Here is a 25,396-nt window from a genome sequence, read left to right on the forward strand (position 1 = left end):
TTATAAATATTAGAGACTTGTCTCAATGGGCTTTGCCCTAAAGCATTACCTAATTCTAGGCTTTTAGCAACCTAGCAATGTGTGCCTTGAGCACATCGATGGCGATACGGTTCTTACCACCGCGTGGCACAATAATGTCGGCATACTGTTTTGATGGTTCAATGAAGCGCATGAACATCGGACGTACCGTTTGCTGGTACTGCTCTAGGACAGATTCCATCGTACGACCACGCTCTTCCACATCGCGCTTCACGCGGCGCAAAAGGCAGATGTCGAGTGGAGTATCCATAAAGACTGATGCATGCATTAGGTCACGCAGGCGCGGGTCAGTCAACAACAAGATACCTTCAAGGATAATCACCTTTTTCGGTGTCATGGTACTGGTGTTAGCGGTACGGGTATGTTCAGAGTAGCTGTACTCTGGTACTTCCACTGACTGGCCGCTAACCAACTGCTGAAGGTGTTCGCACAAAAGGTCATGATCAAGCGCTTTTGGGTGGTCATAGTTGGTTTTTACACGCTCTTCCATGCTTAGGTGACTTTGGTCGTTGTAGTAACAATCCTCTGTTATTACACCAATTTGGTGATCACCCACTTTTTCACGCAATTCTTTGTAGATGGTACTCGCAATAAGGCTCTTGCCTGAAGCCGACGCTCCTGCGATACCGACAATTACGCATTGATTATTATCAGACATTATGTGCACCCGATGATGATGGACTGAGAAAACCGGCCGATTATAGGCGCTGACAAGCTCGGTTGCCAGCACTTACGTGAACTTCATCACAATTAGCTGCAATTGAAGCTTATTTCATCATTTTTTTTTGGCATCAATATCAAATTGAGTGAATATTGAATGCACTCATAATTCCAGACTTATCGTATTCAGGTTTTCACTGCTCATGTCTTCCGTTATCAAGCCCTCAATTATCAAGCCCTCAATTATCAAGCCCTCAATTATCAAGCATAGTAAAGGTGATTGAATCCGGTCGAGCTTTTCCATGCCAAAACAGCTTACTGCATACATGATCAGCCAGTTCGGCATACAGATATCCGTGCTCGCTGTCCGGTCTTCTCACCACCGTAGGCTCACCATAATCAATATCCTCTCGTACATCGATATGCAGAGGCACTTGTGCAAGCACATCAAGATGGTAGTCCGCTGCCAGTTTCGCGGCGCCGCCAGTTCCAAAGATCGCTTCTTTATGACCACACTGACTGCAAATATGATAGCTCATGTTTTCCACCAGCCCGACGACCGGCACATTGACCTTATCAAACATGGCCGCTCCCTTGCGCGCATCGGCAAGGGCAAGGTCTTGCGGTGTGGTGACGATGATTGCCCCGGTCACCGGGATCTGTTGCGACAGAGTCAATTGGATATCGCCGGTTCCCGGTGGCATATCCAGTACCAGATAGTCTAACTCCGGCCACTCGGTTTCATTCACCATCTGCGCCAATGCCTTGGATGCCATCGGACCACGCCAAATCGCAGCCTCTGCCTGATTGACAAGGTAACCTATCGATTGCGTTGCGATACCGTGCTGAATGATTGGTTGCATCCATTTGTTGTCTCGCACCTGTAACTTAGCATCCAATGTCCCCATCATCAGTGGTATCGAAGGGCCATAGATATCCGCATCGAGGATCCCCACCTTTGCGCCCGTCTGAGCGATGGCTAGCGCCAAGTTGACCGCAGTGGTCGATTTGCCCACACCACCTTTGGCAGAGGTCACAGCAATGACATTTTTTACTCCTTTGATTGGTGGGGCCTGAGTCTCTAATGCTTTGGGCACTAACTCAACCTCAACTGCAGGCAGTTGATAATGCTGATGTTGGGCGGAAATCCAATCCGATAGTTGGTGCACTAAGGTGTGGGATGCGAAAGGGACACGCACTTGGATTACCCCTTGCGCGTTGGCAGTGATAAGACCTGGCTGCTTTGCCCAGCCAGCGATCAGGTGTGGGTGCTCAAACTGCTCCAGCAGTTGCTGAAAGTCTTGAAGAGAAGAGATTTGGTGCATTCGGCCTCCTTGATGCCTGCCCTACCTCACTGATGAACGCGTTTTTAGAGGCGGCTTAGGTCTATTAATACTAGCAGTATCAAGGGGTTTGCAGAACCATAAATATAATATGGCTTATTGCGCCGAGGGGCAGAATAAAACTTCATCACTCCCCTGCTTGACGCCTTGGCGTGACGAGCGTCATGGGGTAGTATATTGCATCAATTTTATACCTATCACTAGAAGCGAATTATTAAGTATGGCAACCGATCCAAGAAAACTTTTGGTAACTTGTGCCCTTCCGTACGCTAACGGTTCAATCCACCTTGGTCATATGCTTGAGCATATCCAAGCTGATATTTGGGTTCGTTACCAGCGTCTACGCGGCAACATTGTAAACTTCATCTGTGCTGACGATGCACACGGCACGCCAATCATGCTTAAAGCGCAACAGATGGGTATCACCCCAGAAGAGATGATTGCTGCTGTCAGTGACGAGCACCAAAAAGACTTCGCTGGCTTTGATATCAGCTTTGATAACTACCACAGCACGCACTCAGAAGAGAACCGTGAGCTGGCATCGCATATCTACCTCGAGCTGAAAAAGAACGGATTTATCTCAAGCCGCACCATTTCTCAGCTGTTTGACCCTGAAAAAGAGATGTTCCTACCGGATCGTTTCGTTAAAGGTACTTGTCCAAACTGTAAGTCGGAAGATCAGTACGGCGATAACTGTGACAACTGTGGCGCGACCTACAGCCCAACAGAGCTTATCAACCCACAATCTGCCGTTTCTGGTGCGACACCAGTAATGAAAGACTCAGAGCACTTCTTCTTTGACCTGCCTCAGTTCGAGAGCATGCTGCAAGAGTGGACCCGCTCAGGCTCACTGCAAGCAGAAACCGCAAACAAGATGCAAGAGTGGTTTGAATCAGGCCTACAACAGTGGGACATCTCGCGCGATGCGCCTTACTTTGGCTTTGAGATCCCAGGTGAAAAAGACAAGTTCTTCTACGTATGGCTGGACGCACCCGTTGGTTACATGGCGTCGTTCAAAAACCTATGTAACAAAACTGAAGGTCTAGACTTTGACGAGTATTGGAAGAAAGATAGCACCACTGAGCTATACCACTTCATCGGCAAAGACATCGTCTACTTCCACTCGCTATTCTGGCCAGCAATGCTTGAAGGCTCGGGCTTCCGTAAGCCGAACAACGTGTTTGTTCACGGTTACGTAACCGTAAATGGCGCCAAGATGTCAAAATCAAAAGGCACCTTTATCAAGGCAGCGACCTACCTTGATCACCTCGACCCAGAGTGTCTGCGTTACTACTACGCAGCAAAACTGAACAGCCGCATCGATGACCTTGACCTTAACCTTGAAGACTTCACTCAGCGTGTCAACGCCGACGTCGTGAACAAGATTGTTAACCTAGCATCACGTAACGCGGGCTTCATCAGCAAGCGTTTTGACGGCAAGCTGTCTGATAACTTCGCTGAGCCTGAGCTGTACAACGAGTTCGCTGCTGCTGCCGATCGCATCGCCGAGCTTTTCGAGAGCCGTGAGTTTGGTCGCGCTATCCGCGAAATTACCGCACTAGCTGACAAAGCGAACCAGTACGTTGACGAAAAAGCCCCTTGGGTTGTGGCGAAACAAGAAGGTAAGGACCAGGAGCTCCAAGATATCTGCTCTGTGGGCATCAACCTATTCCGCGTACTGATGACTTACCTGAAACCAGTCATGCCAGCGCTTGCTGCACGCACTGAGGCTTTCCTAAACCAAGAGCTGACTTGGGAAGGTATCGCAGCACCATTGACCGGCCATGAGATCACTAAGTTCAAGGCGCTATTTAACCGCATTGATCCGAAGAAGGTTGAGGCTATGGTTGAAGCATCAAAAGAAGATGCAGCAGCAGAGCAAGCAGCTAAAGCGCAAGCAGAAGCGGCAAAAACCGAGACTGAGCTGAGCAAAGACCCAATTGCGGATGAGATTGAGTTTGATGATTTTGCCAAGGTTGACCTGCGTATCGCCAAGATCGTTGAGTGTGAAGAAGTGCCAAAAGCCAACAAACTGTTGAAGCTGCAACTCGATATCGGCGGCGAAACACGCCAAGTGTTTGCTGGCATCAAGTCTGCTTACAAGCCAGAAGATCTGATTGGTAAGCACACCGTAATGGTAGCCAACCTCAAACCACGTAAGATGAAGTTCGGTATGTCAGAAGGTATGGTACTCGCCGCTGGCCCTGGTGGCAGCGACCTGTGGATCCTAGAGCCACACGAAGGCGCACAACCAGGCATGCGCGTGATGTAATCACGCCTGGTTCGATCTCGCGAAAAAATTGATAAAGCCAATGGTGTTTTTGCGCCATTGGCTTTTTTATGTCCTGCGAAAAAGAGGCGAGAGGCGAGAGGCGAGAGGCGAGAGGCGAGAGGCGAGAGGCGAGAGGCGAGAAAATCTTTCGGGATTGACGTGACAGTGTCAGTTCTTTTTCAAATGGATGATTAATAAAACCTTGAGGAGTTTAGCTTTTCACCCGACAGCACAACGCACTCCCCTCGCCTCTCGCAGGGCAAAGCCCGATCTCGACTCTCGCCTCTATTTCCATGCAATACCGCACCACTTCAGTGCAAGCTCCACAACGAAAATATACTAACAAATTGATTTAATTAACTTTAATTTCTGGCATGGTAAATGCTTAAGTTAGAGTATGGATGTTTTTTCGGAGGGTTGGCTATGTTCGTTGTTATCTCGATTGTTATCTCGATCAGCATCATTGCGCTGTTGTTGTTTCTCTCCAAGCAAAATTCTACGCTATCGGCACGTCGCTATCACTTAGTGATGAATATGCGTCAGGTACTGTTGCTTTGCCGTCAGCACCGAGGGCTGTCACACAAAGTTAAGCTGCGCAAAGAGGCGGATTACACGGTATTACAACAGGTTGAGGCAGAGCTTATCCGGCGGGTGACCCAGCTGGTCGATGATGCTCAGTTTGAGAGTAAACCGCTGTACCGGGTATTGGAAATCAAAGTTAAGGCAATGCTTAACCAGTGGCAAGACGTCTCGGTGGCCAAGAATCAAATGGTGCATGGCAAAGTGATCCGCCACTGCATGTACCTGCTCGATGATGTCGTATTGGCGTGGCTGGCGGAGTCAGGCCGTGATGATCTCTATGAAACCTACCACTACAACTGGCAAGCCGTGCTTGATGCTATGGAGACACTGACGCGTCTGCGTATCGCTATTCAAGAGCAAGATACGTCTTGTGCATCCGATCAAGTACGTTACTACTGCGGGCACATCTTACAGCGTATGAATCGGCTTAAAATCATTGACCCAGATATCGCCTTTACGTCGCAGTGCCAAACCGCCATGACTAAGCTGAATGAGATCAGTGAGTCTGAGTTAGAGGCAATAGATGCCAATACACTTTATGGTTTGACCAGCGAGATCTCGACCGCTATTTCCGATGTGTATGATAATATCCTCAAGTCCTTTTCCGAGCAGATCTACCAACCCTTGACTGAGGTTGAGCCCGTCACCGCCGCTCTCTAGCATAACGGCGCCCAAACGAACAACGAGGTGCCTAGCTAAGATCGAAACGACCACCAGCAGGCTTTGGCTACCAATCGAGTTTCTCCCCCTTCCCTTAAATGCCTCCATGGGAAGGGGTATTTTTATCTTTGATGCTTTTTGTTGCACAAAGGTGCTTACAGAGTGGAAACTTAAAGACCAGTGACTTAAAGGCTAGTGGCTTAAAGAGTCGTTAATTAAGCATTTTGCGCGCCGCTTCTACCACGACCTCAATCGAGCGCGTCTCAGCCAGCTTAAGTGTGTCGTGATCTGGCGTCTCTTTTTGGGTACGATTGATTATCACGCCCGCCACACAACCCGCTTTGAGGCCAGAGCTGGCACACATGGTCAACAGCGTTGCCGACTCCATTTCAAAGTTTAACACCCCCATATCTTGCCATTCTTGCATCGAGCCTTGGAAGCGCTTGACCACGCGACCAGAGAAGGTGTCATAACGCTCCTGCCCAGGGTAGAAGGTGTCGCTTGAGGCAGTGACGCCAAGGTGCACATTAGCCCCACTCTCCTCCGCTGCCGCTTTCATCGCACTGGCGACGGCGAAATCAGCGACCGCTGGGAATTCCATTGGCGCAAAATGTAAGCTTGCCCCATCTAATCTGACTGAAGCGGTGGTCACTATCATGTCACCCACTTGAACATGTGGCTGAATCGCCCCCGTCGTTCCTACGCGTAAGAAGGTATTGACCCCTAGCTGGGCAAGCTCTTCCACGGCTATTGAGGTCGACGGGCCGCCAATGCCTGTCGAACAGACCACAACAGGCTTTCCATCCAGTAGTGCACGATAAAGCGTATATTCTCGATGGCTGGCAAGAAAGGTCGGCTGCTCCATCTGTTGGGCAATTTTCTCAACCCGGGCCGGATCGCCAGGAATGATCGCAAGGGTTGCGCCCGCAAGGTCGTCGGCTGTGATGCCTAAATGAAAAACAGGCTGTGTCATAAGGGCTCCTTATTAAAAGAAGGTTTGAAAGCGGCTCACTCAGTGATTGATGTGAGCTCATCGCTACGATGGCTTCACTGTAGACCCTCCACCCGTAGATTTTCGTGATCAAGCTCCCAGCCCACAGAGGAGTGTGAGTATGACTTTCACGCCTAATCGATTGGCATCACAACATTCGCACCAGGGTATCAACATTGACCGCTCTGCCTTCACTCGGACGTGCGCGGCAACTCTTGCTCCAACTCATCTACCGCTAGATGAACCTCATCAATAACCAAGGCATCATGACTACAAAATGGCTGGTTGTTCACACAAGTGATTTGTAGCTCTTCTTCCAACTGAGGCTCCTCGCCTTTGGCGACATCGCTAAGGTGTTTACGCAGTACCACCAGCGCGAGCAAACCAAACACTACCGTACCAACCGCTTGCCCATACATAACGCCTAAGGCACCAAACCACTGGGCACCAAAATGGACAAAAGGAATGGTTCCCAGACTCGCTTTACCTAGATTTAATGCGGTTGAATAGAGTGGCTTGCCTAGGCTGTTAAATGAGGTATTGGCGACAAATAGGGTGCCATTGAAGATAAAGCTGATCGCAACAAAGGTGCAAAACGCGACAATCACTGATGCGGCGTCACCCTCGAGGCTAAAGATTAATACAATCCAATCTTGAACAAAGTACAGCACGACACACACCACTAGCGTATAGACGATTGTGACTAGCAACGAGTTCTTGAGGGTCTCCTCAACCCGGTCGAATCGCTCTGCACCAAAATTCTGTCCTATGATCGGCCCTACAGCGCCAGATAGTGCGAAAATCACCGCAAAACACACCGGAGTCAAGCGACCAATCACGGCGAACCCAGCGACAAAATCCTCGCCAAACTGTGCCATGGCCGAGGTGACGATCGCATTGCCAATTGGGGTGGCTGTATTGGTGATAATCGCCGGGATAGCGATGGCGAGGACCGGTTTTAGATGCCCCAGCCAATGGGTATAAGAAGGTATGGCAACCAAGTTGTGCACACGAATAAGGGGCATGAGTGAAAAATAGAACACGGTAAAGCGCGCCACTACCGAGGCAGTGGCTGCCCCCTCCACATTCATATCAAGAGCAAAAATAAAGATCGGATCTAGGATAGCATTAACAATCCCCCCCCAAAGGGTAGCCCACATGGAACGTTTGGCATCGCCGGCCGCTCTCAGTCCTGCGCCTGCCGCCATCGCTAACGCAACCAATGGACCACTAGGAATGATGATGCGCAGATACGCCTCTGCCCGCTCGGCTGTGTAGCCTTCAGCGCCCAGCAACTCGAGCATTTCGGGGATATACAGGTAGAATATCAAGCTGACAAAGCTGCTGATGATTAAGGCCGTGATCAAAATACTCGCGGCGACCCGCTTGGCCTGTAGCCTGTGTTTCGCACCCAGCGCCTTAGACACCAAGGCCCCCATCGCAATAGACGTGCCAATCGAAATCGAGGTCGGAAAGAACACTAGCGTGCCGGCAAACCCTACCGCAGCGGCGAGTTCATCCTGGCCAAGCATACTGATAAACAGCATATCAATCAGGTCAACGATGAACAGTGCCATCAGGCCAATCGAGCTCGCACCTGACATCACCAAAATGTGTTTCATTGTGGAGCCTTGAGTAAATTTTGCTTCTTGATCTGGCTTTTGCTGAGTATTGGTTTTTTGGCCCATCGTAACCCCAGAGGTAGGTAAAAACACAAAGGCGCCGAATGGCGCCTTGATTATCTTATAACCCTTCGCTTAGACGGGGTTCTTGAAGCAGAGGTCAATGTTCTTCGCAATCGCTTTCAGCACATCTCTTCGCGTAATGATGCCGACCAACTTTTCGTTTTCAACCACCGGATAGACCTTAGGCTTGCCGACCTTCATCATATCGGCCAGCTCAATCACCGACATTTCAGGGGATACGGTTAACACCTCTCGGTACATGCAGTCAGCAACAATATGGGTATCCTGACACATGTAACTAACCTTGATCAGCTTCTCGAGCAAATCTTGCCCAGAAATAAAGCCGACCACCTTTTTATTCTCATCAAGAACCGGCCCACCAAGATAGTCAGAGGTTAACACTTTGTCTAACGCAGCACTCAAGGACATGTCCGGTGTGAAGGTCACTGCTTGGAGCCTCATGTAGTCACGAACTTTTAATGATTGCATCTTCTACCCTCGTTATACATCCATTGCTTATACGTTAAGTGTTGCCTAATTTCCTGATTTTACTAAATAGAAAATTGCGATTTTAACAATTGGTGTAACCAATTAGAGCACGGAACGCGTTGTGACAAGGGCTGTGAGCTCGGATTGCAAACAATAAAAAAGAGCCGTGTAGACTCTTTTCCGGACTTTTTACGCTCAAACCATGGCTCAAGACTCACCACCCTGTTGCCAACGCGCCGCTGCTATCGCGTCACAATCACGTGATTCAATCCAGCGACTGTCATCGCCCGTGCGCTCTTTCTTCCAGAATGGAGCTTGAGTTTTTAGATAATCCATCACAAACTCGCAGGCCTCAAAGGCTGCTGCGCGATGAGCACTAGACACGCCGACAAAAACAATCTGATCGCCTAGGTCGAGATCACCAATACGGTGGATAACGCGAATCGACAATATTGGCCAGCGCTGCTCTGCTTGATCACAAATCGCACTGAGGGACTTTTCCGTCATACCTGGGTAGTGCTCGAGATGCAAACCCGTCACCTTATCACCAAGGTTCATATCACGCACCTTACCGACAAAGGTCACCACAGCACCGGCTGCAGTTCCGGCGGACAAGGCCGCGTATTCATCCGCTACACTAAAGTCGGATTGCTGCACTGCAATACGAGGGTCTACCATTGTCTAACCACCTGTCACAGGTGGAAAGAAGGCAACCTCATCACCGTCTTTAATCGTCGTGCTCAGGGGCACAATCGACTGATTGACGGCCGATAACAGCTTACCGGACTCTAATGCTAGCGACCACTTGCCACCCTGCTGAGCGAGATGCTCACGCAGGGCCTCAACACTCTCAAAGCTTTCAGCCACCTCAAGCTCATCTTGACCAAGCAGCTCACGAGTTTGCGCAAAAAACAGTACCTTAATCATGACTCCACCTTAAAGTGTCCCGATTTACCACCCGTCTTCTCCAATAGTCGCACTTGACCAATCACTATGTCTTTTTGCACCGCTTTACACATGTCATAGATCGTCAGTGCCGCAACCGACGCAGCGGTGAGCGCCTCCATTTCGACCCCAGTTTTTCCCGCAAGCTTGCACAGCGATTCGATGCGCACATAGCTGGTTGATTCGATAGCTTCCAGCTGCACCTCTACCTTAGACAAAAGCAAGGGATGACACAGTGGGATCAGATCCCAGGTCTTTTTAGCGGCTTGAATACCGGCAATCCGCGCGGTGGCAAATACATCCCCTTTGTGGTGCTCTCCTGAGACTATCAAGGCCAAGGTCTCTGGCGCCATATGCACAAACGCCTCTGCGCGTGCCTCACGCACCGTCTCCGCCTTGGTAGAAACATCCACCATGTTAGCCTCGCCGCTGGCGTTAATGTGAGTAAATTCGCTCATCTTAACCCCTTAAACCGACAGGTGCGGCATAAAGTTACATGGACGATGGCTGGCATCTAACTGCTGTTTGATGATCTTGGTCCAACCAGTACGGCAGGCCCCTGTCGAGCCAGGCATAGCGAAAATCACTGTGTGATTGGCAAAGCCGGCCACTGCACGAGACTGGATAGTTGAGGTACCAATCTCTTCGTATGACACCATACGAAAGAGTTCTCCGAAACCCTCGACCTCCTTATCAAATAGAGGCTTAAGCGCTTCAGGCGTGCTATCACGTGAGGTAAAACCGGTTCCCCCTGTCAGCATAATTGCCTGAACCTGTTCATCGGCAATCCACTGCGAAACTATTGCACGAATCTTGTACATATCATCGATCACGATCTGTTTCGCTACCACCTTATGCCCCGCCGCCTCGGCCGACTCCACCAAGAATCGACCGGAAGAGTCGTTCTCTTCGGTGCGGGTATCTGATACCGTCAGTACGGCAATATTTGCCGGTTGGAATTTGCTCTCTGCGTGTCCCATTAACTTTACCTGTCCATTTTTCGTTATAGTGTTGTGGTCCTTCCAAGACAAGGTGCTCTGTCCTTAAGTGCTATGTTTCTAGGAGTTAGGCCTCTAGGAACTATGTCCCGAGAAGCAATGTCCCTAGAAGCCACGTCTCTGGGTACTTGGAAGGGGGGTTATTTGGTCTTTTTTGCTGCTAAGCTAGCCGCCAATCGACGCTAAATTGGGCGTCATTCCCGGGTTACCATCATGAAGGAAGTGGCTCACTTTTTTGGTCTGTAGATGCTCTTGAATACGCGCTATCAACTGCGGCTCTTGCTGATCGCTCTCGAGTAAATCACGCAGATCAACCCCATACTCGCCAAACAGACACAGATGCAACTTACCCAATGCCGATACACGAAGTCGATTGCAGGTTTCACAAAATTCTTTCTCGTAAGGCATGATCAGGCCAATTTCACCAAGATAATCCGGGTGATAGAAAACCTGAGCGGGCCCATCACTTTGGCCTCGAGGACGCAAAAGCCAGCCATCAGCAATCAGTTGATTGCGGATCGCCACGCCCGAAACATGATGGTTACGAAATAGATCATTCATATCACCAGTCTGCATCAGCTCGATAAAGCGTAATTGAATTGGGCGAGTCTTGATCCAGTCAAGAAATTGCGGCAACTGTTGATGATTAAGGTCTTTCATCAGTACCACGTTGACTTTAACCTGCTCATACCCCACCTCAAAGGCGCGCTCAATGCCATCCATCACATCGTGGAATTTGTTTTCACCAGTGATCTGGTGAAACAGGCGTGGATCTAGGCTATCAACACTGACATTGATGTGGGTCAATCCAGCCTGACGCCAATCTTGGACCTGACGCTTCATGCGATAGCCATTGGTGGTCATAGCGACCTTCTCAATACCTGAGGTTTGCGAGATTAGACCAACGATATCGGTGAAATCTTTGCGCAGCGTTGGCTCGCCGCCTGTGATGCGCACCTTAGAGGTGCCACAATCAGCAAAGGCTTTGACCACCCGACTGATCTCATCGAGCGATAGGAATGACGAGTTACGACGCCCCGAAGGTTTATAACCATCAGGCAGGCAGTAAGTGCATTTGAAATTGCACACGTCGGTCACCGACAGGCGCAAGTAATAAAACTTGCGGTGAAAAATATCTTCTAATTGTTGAGCCACGGAACACCTTTCCAAACACGGGAGGCGTCGTCATTTCTAACGAAGCCCTGGTGGTACTTGACCACTGGCTATGAAAGCATATCAACTGCATTACGACTAGTTATCACATCCGCCGAGAATCACCTCTTAAGTGACCACGGCCTATATGAATCAATACCTCAATGCATCGACGTAGCTGTCACAGCTCGGAGTTATGGCAATTATCCCGGCCATCGTTGCGACCTAGGTTGGATAACAGCTTCAACTAAAATACTGAATAATGACTTTGTTGGCTAGAGGATTTACCAATAAACGTAGCTTATAGTATGGGACAGCTCCGATTTTGCGGCTAACCACTGTGCAACAGGTCATCATTAAGATAAAGTTTAGCCCAAATACGCCACTTTATAAGAAGAACTATGACTATCTATCGCAACAATAAAATCGTTGCAGTCGGCGGCGGCCACGGGCTAGGGCGAATGCTGGCAGCATTAAAGGATTTCGGTTCCAACGCTACCGGTATCGTAACCACAACGGACAATGGTGGCTCCACCGGTCGGATCCGTGAGTGCCAAGGCGGGATCGCTTGGGGAGATACTCGCAACTGTATCAATCAGTTGATCACCCAACCTTCCATCAGCTCAATGATGTTTGAATACCGCTTTCGCGGCGCGGGAGAGCTCAACGGTCACAACCTTGGCAACCTGATGCTCACCTCCCTAGATAATCTTTCAGTCAGACCCCTTGATGCCATCAATTTGATCCGGGATATGCTCAAGGTTAATACCAATATCGTACCGATGACCGAGCACCCGTCAGATTTGACCGCTCTGTCTAAAGACGGTGTTTGGGTGACCGGTGAGACCTCAGTCGATGAGATGGAACAAGACCTGTTGCGTATGGATCTTTCTCCTGAAGTGCCGGCAACGCGAGAGGCTGTCATTGCTCTCGAGGAGGCAGATTGCATTATCCTGGGACCAGGCAGCTTTCTCACCAGTATTATGCCGCCACTTTTGCTTCCCGAGATTGGCCGAGCGATTGCTAAAAACACCAAAGCAAAACTGGTTTTCGTTGACAACCTATCCCCAGAGTATGGTCCAGCGGGAAGAATGAGCCTGGTCGAGAAGCTACAGTGGTGTGAACGCGCCTGCCAAGCACGTAAAATCGATGTCATTGTGGCGCAAGAACCCGATACTGATGTGGCGAACGAGTGGGAATATTTCATTACCCCCCTAGCCTCAGCCAACCGCGACTGGCGCCATGACCGCGACAAACTCAAACTGGCGGTTGAATCGCTCTTAAATTAAACCAGGGGGGCGAGGTTCGAGTTCGGGCTTTGCCCTACGGGGTTCGAGGAGTTACAAGCGTGTGGTTGATGACTTGGCACGAGGATCTTCAAGCGCGCGCTAAATTACTCGCACCTCGGAACGAAGTGTTACCCGCTCCTCGAAACTCGTGTTATGTAGTCGATGTAGGCGTGCTTGGTCTCTGCTAGCATTGCGTTGGTTTGCTCAACATAGTCTCCCAAACTAAGATCGGTGCCTAACTTATAAAGCCGATCCATTTCTCTCGCGTGTTCACACAGGGTGTCAGCGCCAAAACTCGCAGCGCTGCTCTTGAGGGCATGACAGATTTCAGCCAGTTGCTTTGAGATTTCGTTCGCCTCACACTGCGATAATATTTGCTGATAGTCAGCCAGTTCCTTGGTAAAGATCTCAAACAACGGAGTGAGATTCTCCTGTCCGATTTGCTCACCAAGCTCGTCGATTGCCACTCGATTAATGATACTCACTCGCTAACCTCTTTGCGTTGCTCCCATGATTGGAGTTTACGATATAACGTCGATGGGCTGACCTCTAAATAACGCGCTGCGCGTGGAATATTGCCATCACACAGCTCTATCGCTCGCTCAATCGTACGTTTTTCACTCTCCCACAGAGGCATGATGTCAGCGACTGAGAGAGTCGCTTCCACACCCTCACTTTCCATTGGCAGCACAAGTGCACTCGCAACATGATTGCTTGCCTTGTTTGGCACTGGCTGATTGAGTGGTGGTGGCAACATATCTAGACCAATCTCTTTGCCACTGTTGAGCACTACAATGTTGCGTAGCACATTTTGCAGTTGGCGCACGTTACCGGGCCACTCATAATTTATGAATCGATTGACCACCTGCGGCGACATAGTCGTGAACTCTTTCCCCTCTTCATTAGACATAAAGCCAAGCAAGGAGTAGGCAATTTCAATAATATCCTCTCCACGCTCACGCAGTGGGGGTAGGTGCAGTGGGATCACATACAGTCGGTAGTACAAATCTTCACGAAAACGCCCCTCCTGAACCTCTTTCCAAGGGTCACGGTTGGTCGCACACACAAAGCGAACATCAACACTCTTCATCTTGGAAGAGCCCACTTTTTGAAAGGTACCAGTTTGGATAAAGCGCAGCAGCTTTGTCTGAAGATCCAAATCCATCTCACAGATCTCATCGAGGAACAAGGTGCCCCCATCAGCCATCTCGGCCGCACCTTGGCGATCGGTTGAAGCGCCAGTAAATGCGCCTTTCACATGCCCAAACAGCTCGCTTTCAATCAAGTCTTTAGGGATCGCTGCACAGTTAATCGCAATAAAGGGGTTGTCACTGCGATTGCTCGCGGCATGCACCGCTTCCGCACATACCTCTTTACCAGTCCCACTCTCTCCAGTGATAAAGATACTTGCCTTACTGGTGGCAGCTGAATCGATCACCCGATAAACAGACTGCATACTGGCACTACTACCAATAAAACCCTGATAACGGCGGTTTTTGGGATTATCATTATCGATCTTAAGCTTAGATGCCTTACGCATTGCGTTGTTGACGGTGATGCGCAACTGATCGGCCTCACAAGGCTTGATCAAAAAGTCTTGTGCGCCAAGGCGCATCGCTTCAACCGCAGTCTCGATCGAGCCATGAGCGGTCATAAAGATCACTGGCACGTCTTTATGCTTGCGTTTGACGGCGGCAAGCACATCCATCCCGGTCATATCTGGCAGGCGCAAATCAAGCAAAATAAGGTCAGGAATACGATGCTCAAGACTCTCGATGGCATCTTGTCCGTTGACTACGATATCAATATCAATGCCGAGCGGCGTTAGGTAGGTCCGATATAGGGTCGCGACTGATGCGGTGTCTTCTACCATCAACAGGTATTTGTTGTTTTTATCTGTAGTTTGCATAACTAAGCCAAGTGCGTTGCAATATGATAATTATTTGTCGCTCATTTTGCATTTTGCAATTGCATATATCAAATTTTTCTTTGCAAGCAAAGCACTGTATCGTCAAGTGTCAGTGACATCCGTTCCAAATATAAGCACAAAAACATTACATAACAATAACTTATATCTGATGAAATAATTATTCTAAAAACTGGCATGGATAGTGCTTTATAACGTCTGACCCGCAAGGGTCACCTAGCCAACTGACGTTGTTAGTGAAAATTTTTCACATATAGAGCCAATAGACAATTCTATTGGCTATTTTTTTGCCCGCGTTTCAGTCTATCACTCAGCGACCTAGCTATTAGCGATAAATTGCTGACGTAGTTTCTCAATCTGGTCACGCTTTTCGGCCGCCAATTCAAACTCTAGGTCTTGCGCATGTTTGTACATCTGCGCCTCGAGTTTTCCGATCTCTTTGTCTAACTCCTGTGGCGACAGCGCCCCGTAATCTGCGCCCTGCTCGGCAACGTTCGAAAGTGGCACCACCTTCGACTTACGCTGATTTTTCGCTTTGGTGATGTCTCCAAGTTCCATGATATCTTTGATATTACGCTTGAGTGCCTGTGGCTCGATCCCTTGCTCTAGATTGTGTGCCTGCTGCTTCTCTCGACGACGATTGGTTTCATCCATTGCTCGCTTCATCGAGTTGGTGATTTTGTCCGCATACAGAATAGCCTTACCCTGCAGGTTACGTGCTGCGCGACCAATGGTTTGAATCAATGAGCGTTCAGAGCGCAAAAAACCTTCCTTATCGGCATCGAGAATGGCCACCAGTGAAACCTCGGGCATATCCAATCCCTCACGTAACAAGTTGATCCCAACCAAGACATCAAACTCGCCCAAGCGCAAATCACGAATAATCTCTACCCGCTCGACGGTATCAATATCTGAGTGTAGATAACGCACCTTGACGTCATGTTCATGCAAGTATTCCGTGAGATCCTCTGCCATTCGTTTGGTCAGTGTCGTCACCAGTACTCGCTCGTCCTTCACTGATCGGATACGGATCTCCGATAATAGGTCGTCCACCTGCGTTGCCACCGGGCGCACCTCAAGTTCAGGGTCAAGCAGACCGGTTGGTCTGACAACTTGATCAACGATATCCCTACTCGACTTCTCCAGCTCATAGTTACCCGGCGTGGCAGAAACAAAAATCGTTTGTGGTGAGATCGCCTCAAACTCATCAAACTTCATTGGACGGTTATCCAGCGCTGACGGCAAGCGGAAACCATATTCAACCAAGGTTTCTTTGCGCGAGCGGTCCCCCTTATACATGGCACCAATCTGCGGGACGGTCACGTGGGACTCGTCGATGATCAACAAGCCATCTGCGGGTAGGTAATCAAATAGGGTTGGTGGCGCCTCCCCTTCGGCTCGACCACTGAGGTAACGCGAGTAGTTCTCGATCCCAGAACAGAACCCCAGTTCAGTCATCATCTCAATATCAAACTGAGTACGTTGAGTAATGCGCTGCTCTTCGAGTAACTTGTTATTGTCTTTGAGGTATTTCTGACGATCCTCGAGCTCTTCTCTGATCCCCTCTATCGCCTCTAAGATTCGCTCGCGCGGCGTCACATAGTGGGTTTTGGGATAGACGGTGATCCGTGGAAGGTCACGCTGTTTGACCACGCCTGTCAGGGGGTCAAAGATGCTGATATTGTCCACCTCGTCGTCAAACATCTCAATACGCACCGCGTCTTGATCAGACTCAGCTGGGAAGATATCAATCACCTCGCCACGCACGCGAAACTGACCGCGCTCAAACGCGATATCGTTGCGACTGTATTGCAGTTCAGCCAAGCGGCGCAAGATATCACGCTGACCAATCACATCACCACGACACACATGCAGCATCATTTGTAAGTATGACTCGGGATCACCCAGACCATAAATCGACGATACCGATGCGACAATAATCGCATCCTTACGCTCCAGTAGCGCCTTAGTTGCGGATAAGCGCATCTGCTCGATGTGTGCATTAACCGACGCATCCTTTTCAATAAAGGTGTCGGTGGTTGGTACGTAAGCTTCGGGTTGATAGTAGTCGTAATAAGAGACAAAGTACTCAACCGCATTATTGGGGAAGAAGGCCTTCATCTCACCATAAAGTTGCGCAGCAAGCGTTTTATTCGGGGCTAAAACCAACGCGGGACGCTGCGCTGTGGCGATAACATTGGCCAAGGTAAAGGTTTTACCCGATCCCGTCACACCCAACAGCGTCTGATGGGCAAGACCAGAGTCCAAACCACTGAGCAATTTTTCAATCGCCGCTGGTTGGTCCCCCGAGGGCTGGTAATCGGATTTGAGCTCGAAGACTTTACTCATTTGGGTCGCTCTCATTTGTTATTGTTTATCTCGCCAGTATACCCGAGTTAGATAGATACCCAAGTCACTGGCACAGTGAATAAAAGATAGCCAAATGAGAGTGAACTTGGTATAGTTCACGCCCCTCGCAGCAGAGCTGTCGATTTCCCTTCAAGCTAAAGTCACAGCTTTTCCACATATACAAAGCTACTCACAACTTATTCAGTTTGCACTCTCCAAACCATTTTGAATGATAGTCGTTCAACTTTTAGTTAATTGCTTTTAAATTAGCAGATTAGATAGCCATCTTAGTTTAAACACCAGCACGTAAGTCGATTGATTGCTTGTTGTACAATTGTATTAATAGTCAATTAACACACTTATCCACAAATATGGTGGATAAGTTTAGCCAAGCCTTTGCGCCCAAGGGGTTGGTATAAGTAAATACTCTAATAGCGAAAATTATTTCCGTTTTTTGGTTGACAGCTACGCTGAGCCTCGATAAGATTCGCCCCGCTTTCGAGCAATTCCCCCTTAGTTCAGTTGGTAGAACGGCGGACTGTTAATCCGTATGTCGCAGGTTCGAGTCCCGCAGGGGGAGCCAAATTCATAAAAAAAGCCACGTCGTTTGACGTGGCTTTTTTTATGAATTCAGAGGCGAGAATCGAGAGGCGAGAAGCGAGATGTTGGTTAACGTAGCTTCTACGCTCATTCTCAACAGCACTGAACGCAGCGCATTCTATCCATACTTCTACCCACACGTTAATCCTCGCCTCCTTCTAGATAAGGATGTTGCGTTTCTACATTCAGAGTCGAGAATCGGATACCGAAACATTAGGTAACGCAACTTCAAAGCTCGAGATCACAATACGCTGCGTAGCCTAATGTTTTCTGCGCTCTATCAACGCAAGAGTGACCCCCTCGACTCTCGCTTCTCGACTCTCGCCTCTCCGCAGCAGGAGGATTTTTCACCAACAGAATAAAACCTTAGCTTTACTCGGTTGTTATTAGCCTCACAAAGCACGATAATATTGGGATCAGATAATTATGCAGAAACCATCATGACCGAGTATTTCTTGTTGCTAGTGGGTACCGTTTTAGTCAACAATTTTGTTTTGGTAAAGTTTTTAGGCCTGTGCCCGTTTATGGGGGTATCGAAAAAGCTTGATACCGCGATAGGAATGGGCTTGGCGACGACCTTTGTATTAACACTCGCCTCGGTGAGTGCGTATCTTGTTGAAAGTTATATACTCGCCCCTCTGGAATTACAGTACCTGCGCACCATGAGTTTTATTCTTGTGATTGCGGTTGTGGTCCAGTTTACTGAGATGGTGGTACACAAAACCAGCCCGACGTTATATCGATTATTAGGTATCTTTCTTCCCTTGATCACCACCAACTGCGCGGTTTTGGGTGTTGCGCTGCTCAATATCAATGAAAATCATACCTTTATCGAGTCGATTATTTTTGGTTTCGGTGCGGCTGTCGGCTTTTCTTTAGTCCTAGTCCTATTCGCCTCCATGCGTGAGCGTATCGCAGCGGCTGACGTCCCGCAGCCATTCAAAGGCGCCTCAATCGCAATGGTGACTGCCGGCCTGATGTCGCTCGCCTTTATGGGCTTTACTGGGCTGGTGAAATTCTGATGAATACTATTGTCATTGCTATTTTAGCTATCGCTGCCCTCGCTGCTCTGTTCGGTGCCATACTCGGCTTTGCTTCAATTCGTTTTAAGGTTGAGGCAGACCCAATTGTCGATCAAATCGATGCGATATTACCCCAAACTCAGTGTGGTCAGTGTGGTTACCCAGGCTGTCGCCCGTATGCTGAAGCAATTGCCAACGGCGACGAGATCAACAAATGCCCCCCTGGAGGTCAAGCCACGATTGAAAAACTGGCTGATTTAATGGGTGTCGATGTGCCTGATTCGGACGAGGGCCCAGAGCAGGCGATTAAAACCGTCGCCTTTATTCACGAGGATATGTGCATCGGCTGTACCAAGTGTATTCAAGCCTGTCCCGTGGACGCGATTGTGGGTGGAACCAAAGCCTTGCATACCGTAATAAAAGATGAGTGCACTGGCTGTGACTTATGCGTTGCACCCTGCCCAACGGATTGTATCGAGATGATCCCAGTCAATGCGACCACAGACACCTGGAAGTGGCAAATGAACGCGATCCCAGTTGTGGACGTAACGAATTCTCAACCATCATCTGAAATTAGTGACCGATAAGTAGTGGGTATGTTGTCTTTAGTTGAACAAATTAGAACCGGAGCTCTATGGGACTTTCCTGGTGGGATCCACCCACCGGAGAACAAAGTCCAATCTAGCCGTCATAATATTACTCATGCTGCCCTACCCAGCGAGTTGGTCTTGCCACTCAAGCAGCATATCGGTCGCCCCGGCACCTTAATAACGAGCGTTGGCGATAAAGTCCTGAAGGGTCAGGCTTTGACCAAGTTTGATGCTGGCTTCACCCTCCCTGTCCATGCACCGACATCAGGCACCATCACAGCTATCGAACCGCGAACGGTTGCCCACCCATCGGGTCTCAGTGAGATGGCAATCGTGATCCAACCCGATGGTGAGGACCGCTGGACTGAACTGAACCCAGTTACGGATTTTCATCAGGTAACACCCGACGAGCTTATCGAAGTCATCCGCCAAGCTGGGATTTCCGGGATGGGTGGCGCGACCTTTCCAACGGCGAGAAAGCTGCAGACGGGTCTATCACGCACTGAGATCCTGATCATCAACGCTGCCGAGTGTGAGCCATATATCACCGCGGATGATCGCTTGATGCAAGAGCACGCGGATGAGGTGGTTGAAGGTATCTCAATTCTTGAACATATCCTCCAGCCCAAGTTAACCATCATTGGTATCGAGGACAATAAACCACAAGCGATCGCAGCGTTAGAGAAAGCGGCACAGCACAAAGATATGGTTATCCGTGTTGTGCCAAGCAAATACCCTTCAGGTGGGGAAAAACAACTGATCAAGGTGCTGACTAATCAAGAAGTGCCTGCCAATGGCCTGCCTGCTGATATAGGCATTTTGGTACAAAATGTCGGTTCAACCTACGCGATTAAGCGTGCGGTGATTGATGGTGAGCCCCTGATTGAGCGTGTGGTAACCCTGACTGGTCAAGCGTTTCCGCGCCCGCAAAACGTCTGGGTTCGCCTAGGAACCCCCATTGCAGAGCTGCTCAATCAATACAGCTTCAAGCGTGCCAAACGTGACCCACGCGTGATATTGGGTGGACCAATGATGGGCTTTACTCTGCCCCACGAGAATGTGCCGATCACTAAGGGCACCAACTGCATTTTGGCACCAAAAAAACGTGAGATCCCGCATCAAGGTACTGAGATGGCGTGTATCCGCTGCGGTCAATGCGCTGAGGCCTGTCCTGCCTCACTGCTGCCTCAGCAACTCGTGTGGTATGCCAAGGCACAGGACTTTGATAAGTGTGAACAACTTAATCTTAAAGACTGTATTGAGTGTGGCGCGTGTGCCTACGTATGCCCAAGCGAAATCCCTCTCGTTCAGTATTACCGCCAAGCAAAAGCGGAGATCAAAGAGCGTAAAGCCGATGCCGAGTCGGCCGAGCGAGCTAAGCAGCGCTTTGAAGATAAAAAAGCCCGCCTTGAGCGTGATAAGGCCGAGCGCGAGAATCGCTTTAAAAAAGCCGCCCAAGACCGTCGTCAAGAGATGAAGGCCTCTGGTGACTCTGATGCGATTGCCGCTGCAATTGCCCGAGTCAAGGCACAGAAAAGCGCTCAAACTGGTGCAGATGAGCCCACTAAGACTAAGCCTGCCGTGGCCGCTGCTATTGCTCGAGCCAAGGCGAAACAAGCGCAGGCAGCTGGACAAGCAGAGCCAGATAACAGCGAAATGATCAAGCTGCGCGAAGAGCGTAAGCGTCAAGCTCGCGAAGCAAGAGCGGCAAAAGCTGAGACGAATAGCTCTGTGCAAGCAGAAGGTGAAAGCAAGTCAGCTGCAGTTGCGGCGGCGATTGCTCGAGCCAAAGCACGCAAAGCGGAGCAACAAACACCATCTGATAATGCAGCGACAACCTTGCCTTCATCATCAGAAGACCCCAAAAAAGCGGCAGTGGCAGCGGCTGTCGCTCGCGCTAAAGCACGCAAAGCGGAGCAGCAAACTCAACCTGATGATGAAGCGACAACGTCACCAGTAGAGGACCCGAAAAAAGCCGCGGTGGCGGCAGCCATCGCTCGCGCTAAAGCGCGCAAAGCAGGGCAACAAACACAACCTGGTGATGAGGCGACAACGTCACCAGCAGAGGACCCGAAAAAAGCCGCGGTGGCGGCAGCCGTCGCTCGCGCTAAAGCGCGCAAAGCGGGGCAACAAACTCAACCTGATGATGAGGCGACAACGTCACCAGCAGAGGATCCAAAAAAAGCCGCGGTGGCGGCAGCCGTCGCTCGCGCTAAAGCGCGTAAAGCCGAGCAACAACCTCAACCTGATAATGCAACGACAACGTCGCCAGCAGAGGATCCGAAAAAAGCTGCAGTGGCAGCAGCCGTCGCTCGCGCTAAAGCGCGCAAAGCGGAGCAAAAAGCACAATCTGCTGATGAAGAAGCAACAACTTCACCAACAGAAGATCCCAAAAAAGCCGCGGTGGCGGCAGCCGTCGCTCGCGCTAAAACTCGCAAAGCCGAGCAACAAGCACAATCTGCCGATAAAACGACAACGTCACCAGCAGAGGATCCAAAAAAAGCCGCGGTGGCGGCAGCCGTCGCTCGCGCTAAAGCTCGCAAAGCCGAGCAACAAGCACAATCTGCTGATGAAGCGACAGTTCCAGCAGCTGAAGACTCAAAAAAGGCTGCTGTAGCAGCGGCCATAGCTCGCGCGAAAGCTCGTAAAGCACAGCAAGCTAACAACCATCACGAGGATCAAGAATAATGGCATTTTTTATTGCGAGCTCACCGCACGCGCACAGTCGACGCAGTACTCCAACACTGATGAAGTTGTTGGCAGTGTGTGCCGTGCCGGGGCTGCTAGCACAAACCATGCTATTTGGTTGGGGAACCGTCATCCAGTTGGTTTTTGCCATCATGATTGCGCTTATGCTCGAGGCACTAGTGATGTTGGTACGCAAGCGCTCACCAATTAGTGCGCTAAGAGATTACAGCGCACTTGTTACCGCTTGGTTGCTGGCCATCGCCATACCTCCCTACTCGCCTTGGTGGGTGCTCGTCATTGGATTGATTTTCGCGATTGTTATCGCCAAACACCTCTATGGCGGCATTGGGCAAAATCTGTTCAATCCAGCGATGGTTGCCTACGTGGTGCTGCTGATCTCTTTCCCTGTACAGATGACAAGCTGGATAGAGCCACTAGCACTGCAAACCATCGAGGTTAATTTTCGCGATGCCCTTGGACTGATTTTCACGGGCTTTGATACCGATGGTTTATCACTCCAGCAGGTTCGCGCGGGCATTGATGGTGTATCGATGGCGACACCACTCGACGGAGTCAAGACCGGGCTTCACTCTGGTCTAACACTAAGTGAGATTCTTGCCCAGCCTCAGTTTAACGGTTTTGCCGGCGTCGGCTGGCTATGGGTTAATATCGCCTATCTCATCGGTGGCGTGGCCATGATCAAGCTGCGAGTCACCAACTGGCACATTCCAACTGGCGTGCTTGGTGGTTTGCTGGTTTCCAACTTACTCGGGATGTTGCTATTTCCGGGTGAAGTGGCCTCGCCAATATTTCATTTGCTTTCGGGCGCGACGATGCTCGGTGCTTTCTTCATCGCTACCGACCCCGTCTCAGCATCAACCACGGTAAGGGGACGTCTTATCTACGGCGGACTTATTGGGGTGATGATTTTTGTTATTCGCTCGTGGGGAGGGTTCCCCGATGGTGTCGCCTTTGCAGTTTTGCTCGCTAATATGTGTGTTCCACTCATCGACCACTACACTAAACCTCGTACCTACGGACACGAAAAATAACCATGATCAACGCAATTAGAAACAACGCCTTAATCCTTGTCATTTTTGCTTGTGCCGCAACGGGGTTAGTCGCATTCACTAATCTTGCCACCAAAGACCGAATTGCGCAGCAGCAGCAACAGCAATTGCTGCGTGTGCTCAATCAAGTTATTCCAACCCGCATGCATGACAATGAGCTTTACCAAGCCTGTACCCTGGTTCAAGACCCTCTACTTGGCACCTCTGAGCCTCTACTGGCGTACGTTGCAACTTTTGAGGGTGAGCCTGTGGCAATAGCCATTGAAGCTGTTGCCCCGGACGGCTACAACGGTTCAATTAAGCTGATCGTTGCCACGACGATGCGCGGACAGATCCTCGGCTCTCGCGTGCTTGAGCATCAAGAGACGCCTGGACTCGGTGATAAAATCGATCTCCGTGTCTCAGAGTGGATCCTAGATTTCTCGGGTAAGTTCGTCAGTTCAACCAATATTGATCAATGGAAAGTGCGTAAGGATGGGGGTCAATTTGACCAGTTTACCGGCGCGACGATCACCCCTAGAGCGGTCGTCAATGCGGTTAAGAATGCCAGCCTGTTTTTGAACGAAAACCGTGACACTCTGGTGACTCAACCAACAAACTGCGGAGCCAAGCATGACTAAACATCGCACCTTAATTAAAAATGGCTTGTGGGATAATAACCCAGCCCTTGTCCAACTGCTGGGACTCTGCCCGCTGCTGGCCGTGTCATCGACAGTGACCAATGCTCTGGGTCTTGGCCTGGCAACCCTGTTCGTGTTAGTAGGTTCAAACCTGACTGTGTCGCTGGTCAAGAACTATGTCCCGAAAGAGGTTCGCATCCCGATCTTTGTCATGATCATTGCCGCTCTGGTAACCTGTGTTCAACTATTAATGAATGCGTTCGCCTATGAGCTGTACCTATCATTGGGTATCTTCATTCCCTTGATCGTCACCAACTGCATCATTATTGGTCGCGCCGAAGCCTTCGCCTCGAAGAACCCGTGGCTACCTGCGGTTCAAGATGGCTTTTGGATGGGCATGGGCATGGGCTCAGCCTTAGTTGTCCTCGGTGCATTGCGCGAGTTACTAGGGAATGGGACTCTGTTTGATGGAGCGGACTTATTGCTGGGTAGTTGGGCAACCGCACTACGCATCGAAGTCTTCCAAACCGACAGTCAATTTCTGCTGGCCCTACTGCCTCCGGGAGCGTTTATCGGTGTGGGCTTGTTGATTGCAGCGAAAAACGTCATCGATAAACAGATTGCATCGCGCCAGCCAAAACAACCCAAGGCTGTCATAGAGCGAGCGCGAGTAACCAGCTAGCCAACCGTTACCAAAAAGAATCGAGTCATCAAACAGAATTGACTCACCAACAACAATAAATTGAAAGCTCAACTATGAACAACACCAAACGCGTCGAAATACTGCAGCGACTGAGAGAAAACAACCCCAATCCACAAACAGAGCTCAACTGGTCAAGCCCATTTGAGCTGCTGATCGCCGTGCTATTATCAGCACAAGCAACCGATGTCAGCGTCAACAAGGCGACCGATAAGCTCTATCTGGTCGCTAATACGCCAGAGGCGATGCTCGAGCTTGGGGTGGATGGCGTTAAAGACTATATCAAGACCATTGGCCTGTTTAACTCGAAAGCGGAAAACGTGATCAAGACGTGCCGCATTTTGATTGAACAACACAACAGCGAAGTGCCGGAGAACCGTGAGGCGCTCGAAGCGCTACCCGGCGTTGGCCGTAAGACAGCCAATGTGGTGTTAAATACCGCATTTGGCTGGCCGACGATTGCCGTCGATACCCATATCTATCGTGTCTCCAATCGTACCAAGTTCGCCATGGGGAAGACCGTTGATGATGTGGAGAACAAGCTGCTTAAAGTGGTGCCCAAAGAGTTTAAGCTTGATGTCCATCACTGGCTGATCCTTCATGGCCGCTACACCTGTGTGGCGCGCAAGCCTCGCTGCGGGAGTTGCATTATCGAAGACCTTTGCGAGTTCAAAGAAAAAACAGAAGTTTAGGCCATATTCTTATTTTAGTTTGGTCAAAAAATC

23 protein-coding genes, 1 tRNA gene and 1 riboswitch are annotated in these 25,396 nt (G+C 49.8%); of the genes, 11 read left to right on the forward strand and 13 right to left on the reverse strand.

The annotated features are described in order from the left end of the window. Window positions 1-55: 55 nt before the first annotated feature. On the reverse strand, window positions 56-697 hold the full coding sequence (gene udk, locus ACZ5R2_RS13900) for a uridine kinase (RefSeq protein WP_464899945.1): 642 nt from the start codon (window positions 695-697) through the stop codon (window positions 56-58). Between the two features lie 256 nt (window positions 698-953). Beyond that, complete coding sequence (gene apbC / locus ACZ5R2_RS13905) at window positions 954-2,024, reverse strand: iron-sulfur cluster carrier protein ApbC (protein WP_464899946.1); 1,071 nt, start codon at window positions 2,022-2,024, stop codon at window positions 954-956. Between the two features lie 238 nt (window positions 2,025-2,262). Here apbC and metG point away from each other — a divergent pair, with 238 nt between their 5' ends. Together metG and ACZ5R2_RS13915 are read left to right on the forward strand one after the other, a co-directional pair. Beyond that, window positions 2,263-4,314 carry a methionine--tRNA ligase gene (gene metG, locus ACZ5R2_RS13910; protein ID WP_464899947.1) on the forward strand — a complete coding sequence of 684 codons (2,052 nt, stop codon included), beginning with the start codon at window positions 2,263-2,265 and terminating at the stop codon, window positions 4,312-4,314. A 423-nt stretch (window positions 4,315-4,737) separates the two neighbouring features. Further along, window positions 4,738-5,556 carry a hypothetical protein gene (locus ACZ5R2_RS13915; protein ID WP_464899948.1) on the forward strand — a complete coding sequence of 273 codons (819 nt, stop codon included), beginning with the start codon at window positions 4,738-4,740 and terminating at the stop codon, window positions 5,554-5,556. Between the two features lie 211 nt (window positions 5,557-5,767). On the opposite strand, the gene udp is transcribed toward ACZ5R2_RS13915, so the two are convergent. The 8 genes from udp to moaA all read right to left on the reverse strand — a co-directional run bounded on the left by udp (window position 5,768) and on the right by moaA (window position 11,819). Then, the gene (gene udp, locus ACZ5R2_RS13920) at window positions 5,768-6,529 is read right to left on the reverse strand and encodes a uridine phosphorylase (protein ID WP_464899949.1); all 762 of its coding nucleotides are present in this window, start codon (window positions 6,527-6,529) and stop codon (window positions 5,768-5,770) included. 209 nt (window positions 6,530-6,738) lie between these two features. Continuing rightward, complete coding sequence (locus tag ACZ5R2_RS13925; RefSeq protein WP_464899950.1) at window positions 6,739-8,235, reverse strand: MATE family efflux transporter; 1,497 nt, start codon at window positions 8,233-8,235, stop codon at window positions 6,739-6,741. A 69-nt stretch (window positions 8,236-8,304) separates the two neighbouring features. Further along, the gene (locus tag ACZ5R2_RS13930; RefSeq protein ID WP_438457665.1) at window positions 8,305-8,721 is read right to left on the reverse strand and encodes a CBS domain-containing protein; all 417 of its coding nucleotides are present in this window, start codon (window positions 8,719-8,721) and stop codon (window positions 8,305-8,307) included. A gap of 207 nt (window positions 8,722-8,928) precedes the next feature. Then, window positions 8,929-9,399, reverse strand: coding sequence for a molybdopterin synthase catalytic subunit MoaE (gene moaE, locus ACZ5R2_RS13935; protein WP_464899951.1), 471 nt, complete (start codon window positions 9,397-9,399; stop codon window positions 8,929-8,931). A gap of 3 nt (window positions 9,400-9,402) precedes the next feature. Next, window positions 9,403-9,648 (reverse strand): molybdopterin synthase sulfur carrier subunit, encoded by a 246-nt coding sequence (moaD, locus tag ACZ5R2_RS13940; protein ID WP_464899952.1) that lies wholly within the window; start codon window positions 9,646-9,648, stop codon window positions 9,403-9,405. Next, window positions 9,645-10,124 (reverse strand): cyclic pyranopterin monophosphate synthase MoaC, encoded by a 480-nt coding sequence (gene moaC / locus ACZ5R2_RS13945; RefSeq protein ID WP_464899953.1) that lies wholly within the window; start codon window positions 10,122-10,124, stop codon window positions 9,645-9,647. Before moaC ends, moaD begins: the two co-directional genes overlap by 4 nt. 9 nt (window positions 10,125-10,133) lie before the next feature. Further along, window positions 10,134-10,646 (reverse strand): molybdenum cofactor biosynthesis protein B, encoded by a 513-nt coding sequence (gene moaB / locus ACZ5R2_RS13950; protein WP_438457661.1) that lies wholly within the window; start codon window positions 10,644-10,646, stop codon window positions 10,134-10,136. A 183-nt stretch (window positions 10,647-10,829) separates the two neighbouring features. Beyond that, the gene (moaA, locus tag ACZ5R2_RS13955; RefSeq protein ID WP_464899954.1) at window positions 10,830-11,819 is read right to left on the reverse strand and encodes a GTP 3',8-cyclase MoaA; all 990 of its coding nucleotides are present in this window, start codon (window positions 11,817-11,819) and stop codon (window positions 10,830-10,832) included. Continuing rightward, window positions 11,808-12,022, reverse strand: a riboswitch (molybdenum cofactor riboswitch). (Overlaps the previous gene by 12 nt.) Window positions 12,023-12,217: 195 nt before the next feature. Here moaA and ACZ5R2_RS13960 point away from each other — a divergent pair. Further along, on the forward strand, window positions 12,218-13,105 hold the full coding sequence (locus ACZ5R2_RS13960) for a YvcK family protein (protein ID WP_464899955.1): 888 nt from the start codon (window positions 12,218-12,220) through the stop codon (window positions 13,103-13,105). Window positions 13,106-13,233: 128 nt separating this feature from the next. Here ACZ5R2_RS13960 and ACZ5R2_RS13965 read toward each other — a convergent pair whose 3' ends face one another. The 3 genes from ACZ5R2_RS13965 to uvrB form a co-directional block, all read right to left on the reverse strand. Then, complete coding sequence (locus ACZ5R2_RS13965; protein ID WP_464899956.1) at window positions 13,234-13,590, reverse strand: Hpt domain-containing protein; 357 nt, start codon at window positions 13,588-13,590, stop codon at window positions 13,234-13,236. Next, complete coding sequence (luxO, locus tag ACZ5R2_RS13970) at window positions 13,587-15,014, reverse strand: quorum-sensing sigma-54 dependent transcriptional regulator LuxO (RefSeq protein WP_464899957.1); 1,428 nt, start codon at window positions 15,012-15,014, stop codon at window positions 13,587-13,589. The genes ACZ5R2_RS13965 and luxO overlap by 4 nt, the downstream gene beginning before the upstream one ends. Before the next feature lie 336 nt (window positions 15,015-15,350). Further along, window positions 15,351-17,381 (reverse strand): excinuclease ABC subunit UvrB, encoded by a 2,031-nt coding sequence (uvrB, locus tag ACZ5R2_RS13975; RefSeq protein WP_464899958.1) that lies wholly within the window; start codon window positions 17,379-17,381, stop codon window positions 15,351-15,353. 507 nt (window positions 17,382-17,888) lie between these two features. Here uvrB and ACZ5R2_RS13980 point away from each other — a divergent pair. From ACZ5R2_RS13980 to nth, 8 genes are all read left to right on the forward strand, one after another. Next, window positions 17,889-17,964 (forward strand) — tRNA-Asn (locus ACZ5R2_RS13980). Between the two features lie 457 nt (window positions 17,965-18,421). After that, on the forward strand, window positions 18,422-19,003 hold the full coding sequence (gene rsxA / locus ACZ5R2_RS13985; protein ID WP_464902371.1) for an electron transport complex subunit RsxA: 582 nt from the start codon (window positions 18,422-18,424) through the stop codon (window positions 19,001-19,003). Beyond that, the gene (rsxB, locus tag ACZ5R2_RS13990) at window positions 19,003-19,590 is read left to right on the forward strand and encodes an electron transport complex subunit RsxB (RefSeq protein WP_464899959.1); all 588 of its coding nucleotides are present in this window, start codon (window positions 19,003-19,005) and stop codon (window positions 19,588-19,590) included. The genes rsxA and rsxB overlap by 1 nt, the downstream gene beginning before the upstream one ends. A gap of 9 nt (window positions 19,591-19,599) precedes the next feature. Next, complete coding sequence (rsxC, locus tag ACZ5R2_RS13995) at window positions 19,600-22,281, forward strand: electron transport complex subunit RsxC (RefSeq protein WP_464899960.1); 2,682 nt, start codon at window positions 19,600-19,602, stop codon at window positions 22,279-22,281. After that, entirely contained in the window at window positions 22,281-23,333 is a 1,053-nt protein-coding gene (gene rsxD / locus ACZ5R2_RS14000) for an electron transport complex subunit RsxD (RefSeq protein WP_464899961.1), read from the forward strand. The genes rsxC and rsxD overlap by 1 nt, the downstream gene beginning before the upstream one ends. Before the next feature lie 2 nt (window positions 23,334-23,335). Then, a complete protein-coding gene (gene rsxG, locus ACZ5R2_RS14005; protein WP_464899962.1) occupies window positions 23,336-23,971 on the forward strand; it encodes an electron transport complex subunit RsxG in 636 nt (211 codons plus the stop codon). Continuing rightward, window positions 23,964-24,653: an electron transport complex subunit E gene (locus ACZ5R2_RS14010; RefSeq protein WP_464899963.1), complete on the forward strand. Its 690-nt coding sequence runs from the start codon at window positions 23,964-23,966 to the stop codon at window positions 24,651-24,653. Before rsxG ends, ACZ5R2_RS14010 begins: the two co-directional genes overlap by 8 nt. Before the next feature lie 74 nt (window positions 24,654-24,727). Next, on the forward strand, window positions 24,728-25,363 hold the full coding sequence (gene nth, locus ACZ5R2_RS14015) for an endonuclease III (protein ID WP_464899964.1): 636 nt from the start codon (window positions 24,728-24,730) through the stop codon (window positions 25,361-25,363). The last annotated feature ends 33 nt before the right edge of the window (window positions 25,364-25,396 follow it).

The sequence above is a fragment of the Vibrio sabulosilitoris genome (assembly GCF_055391395.1).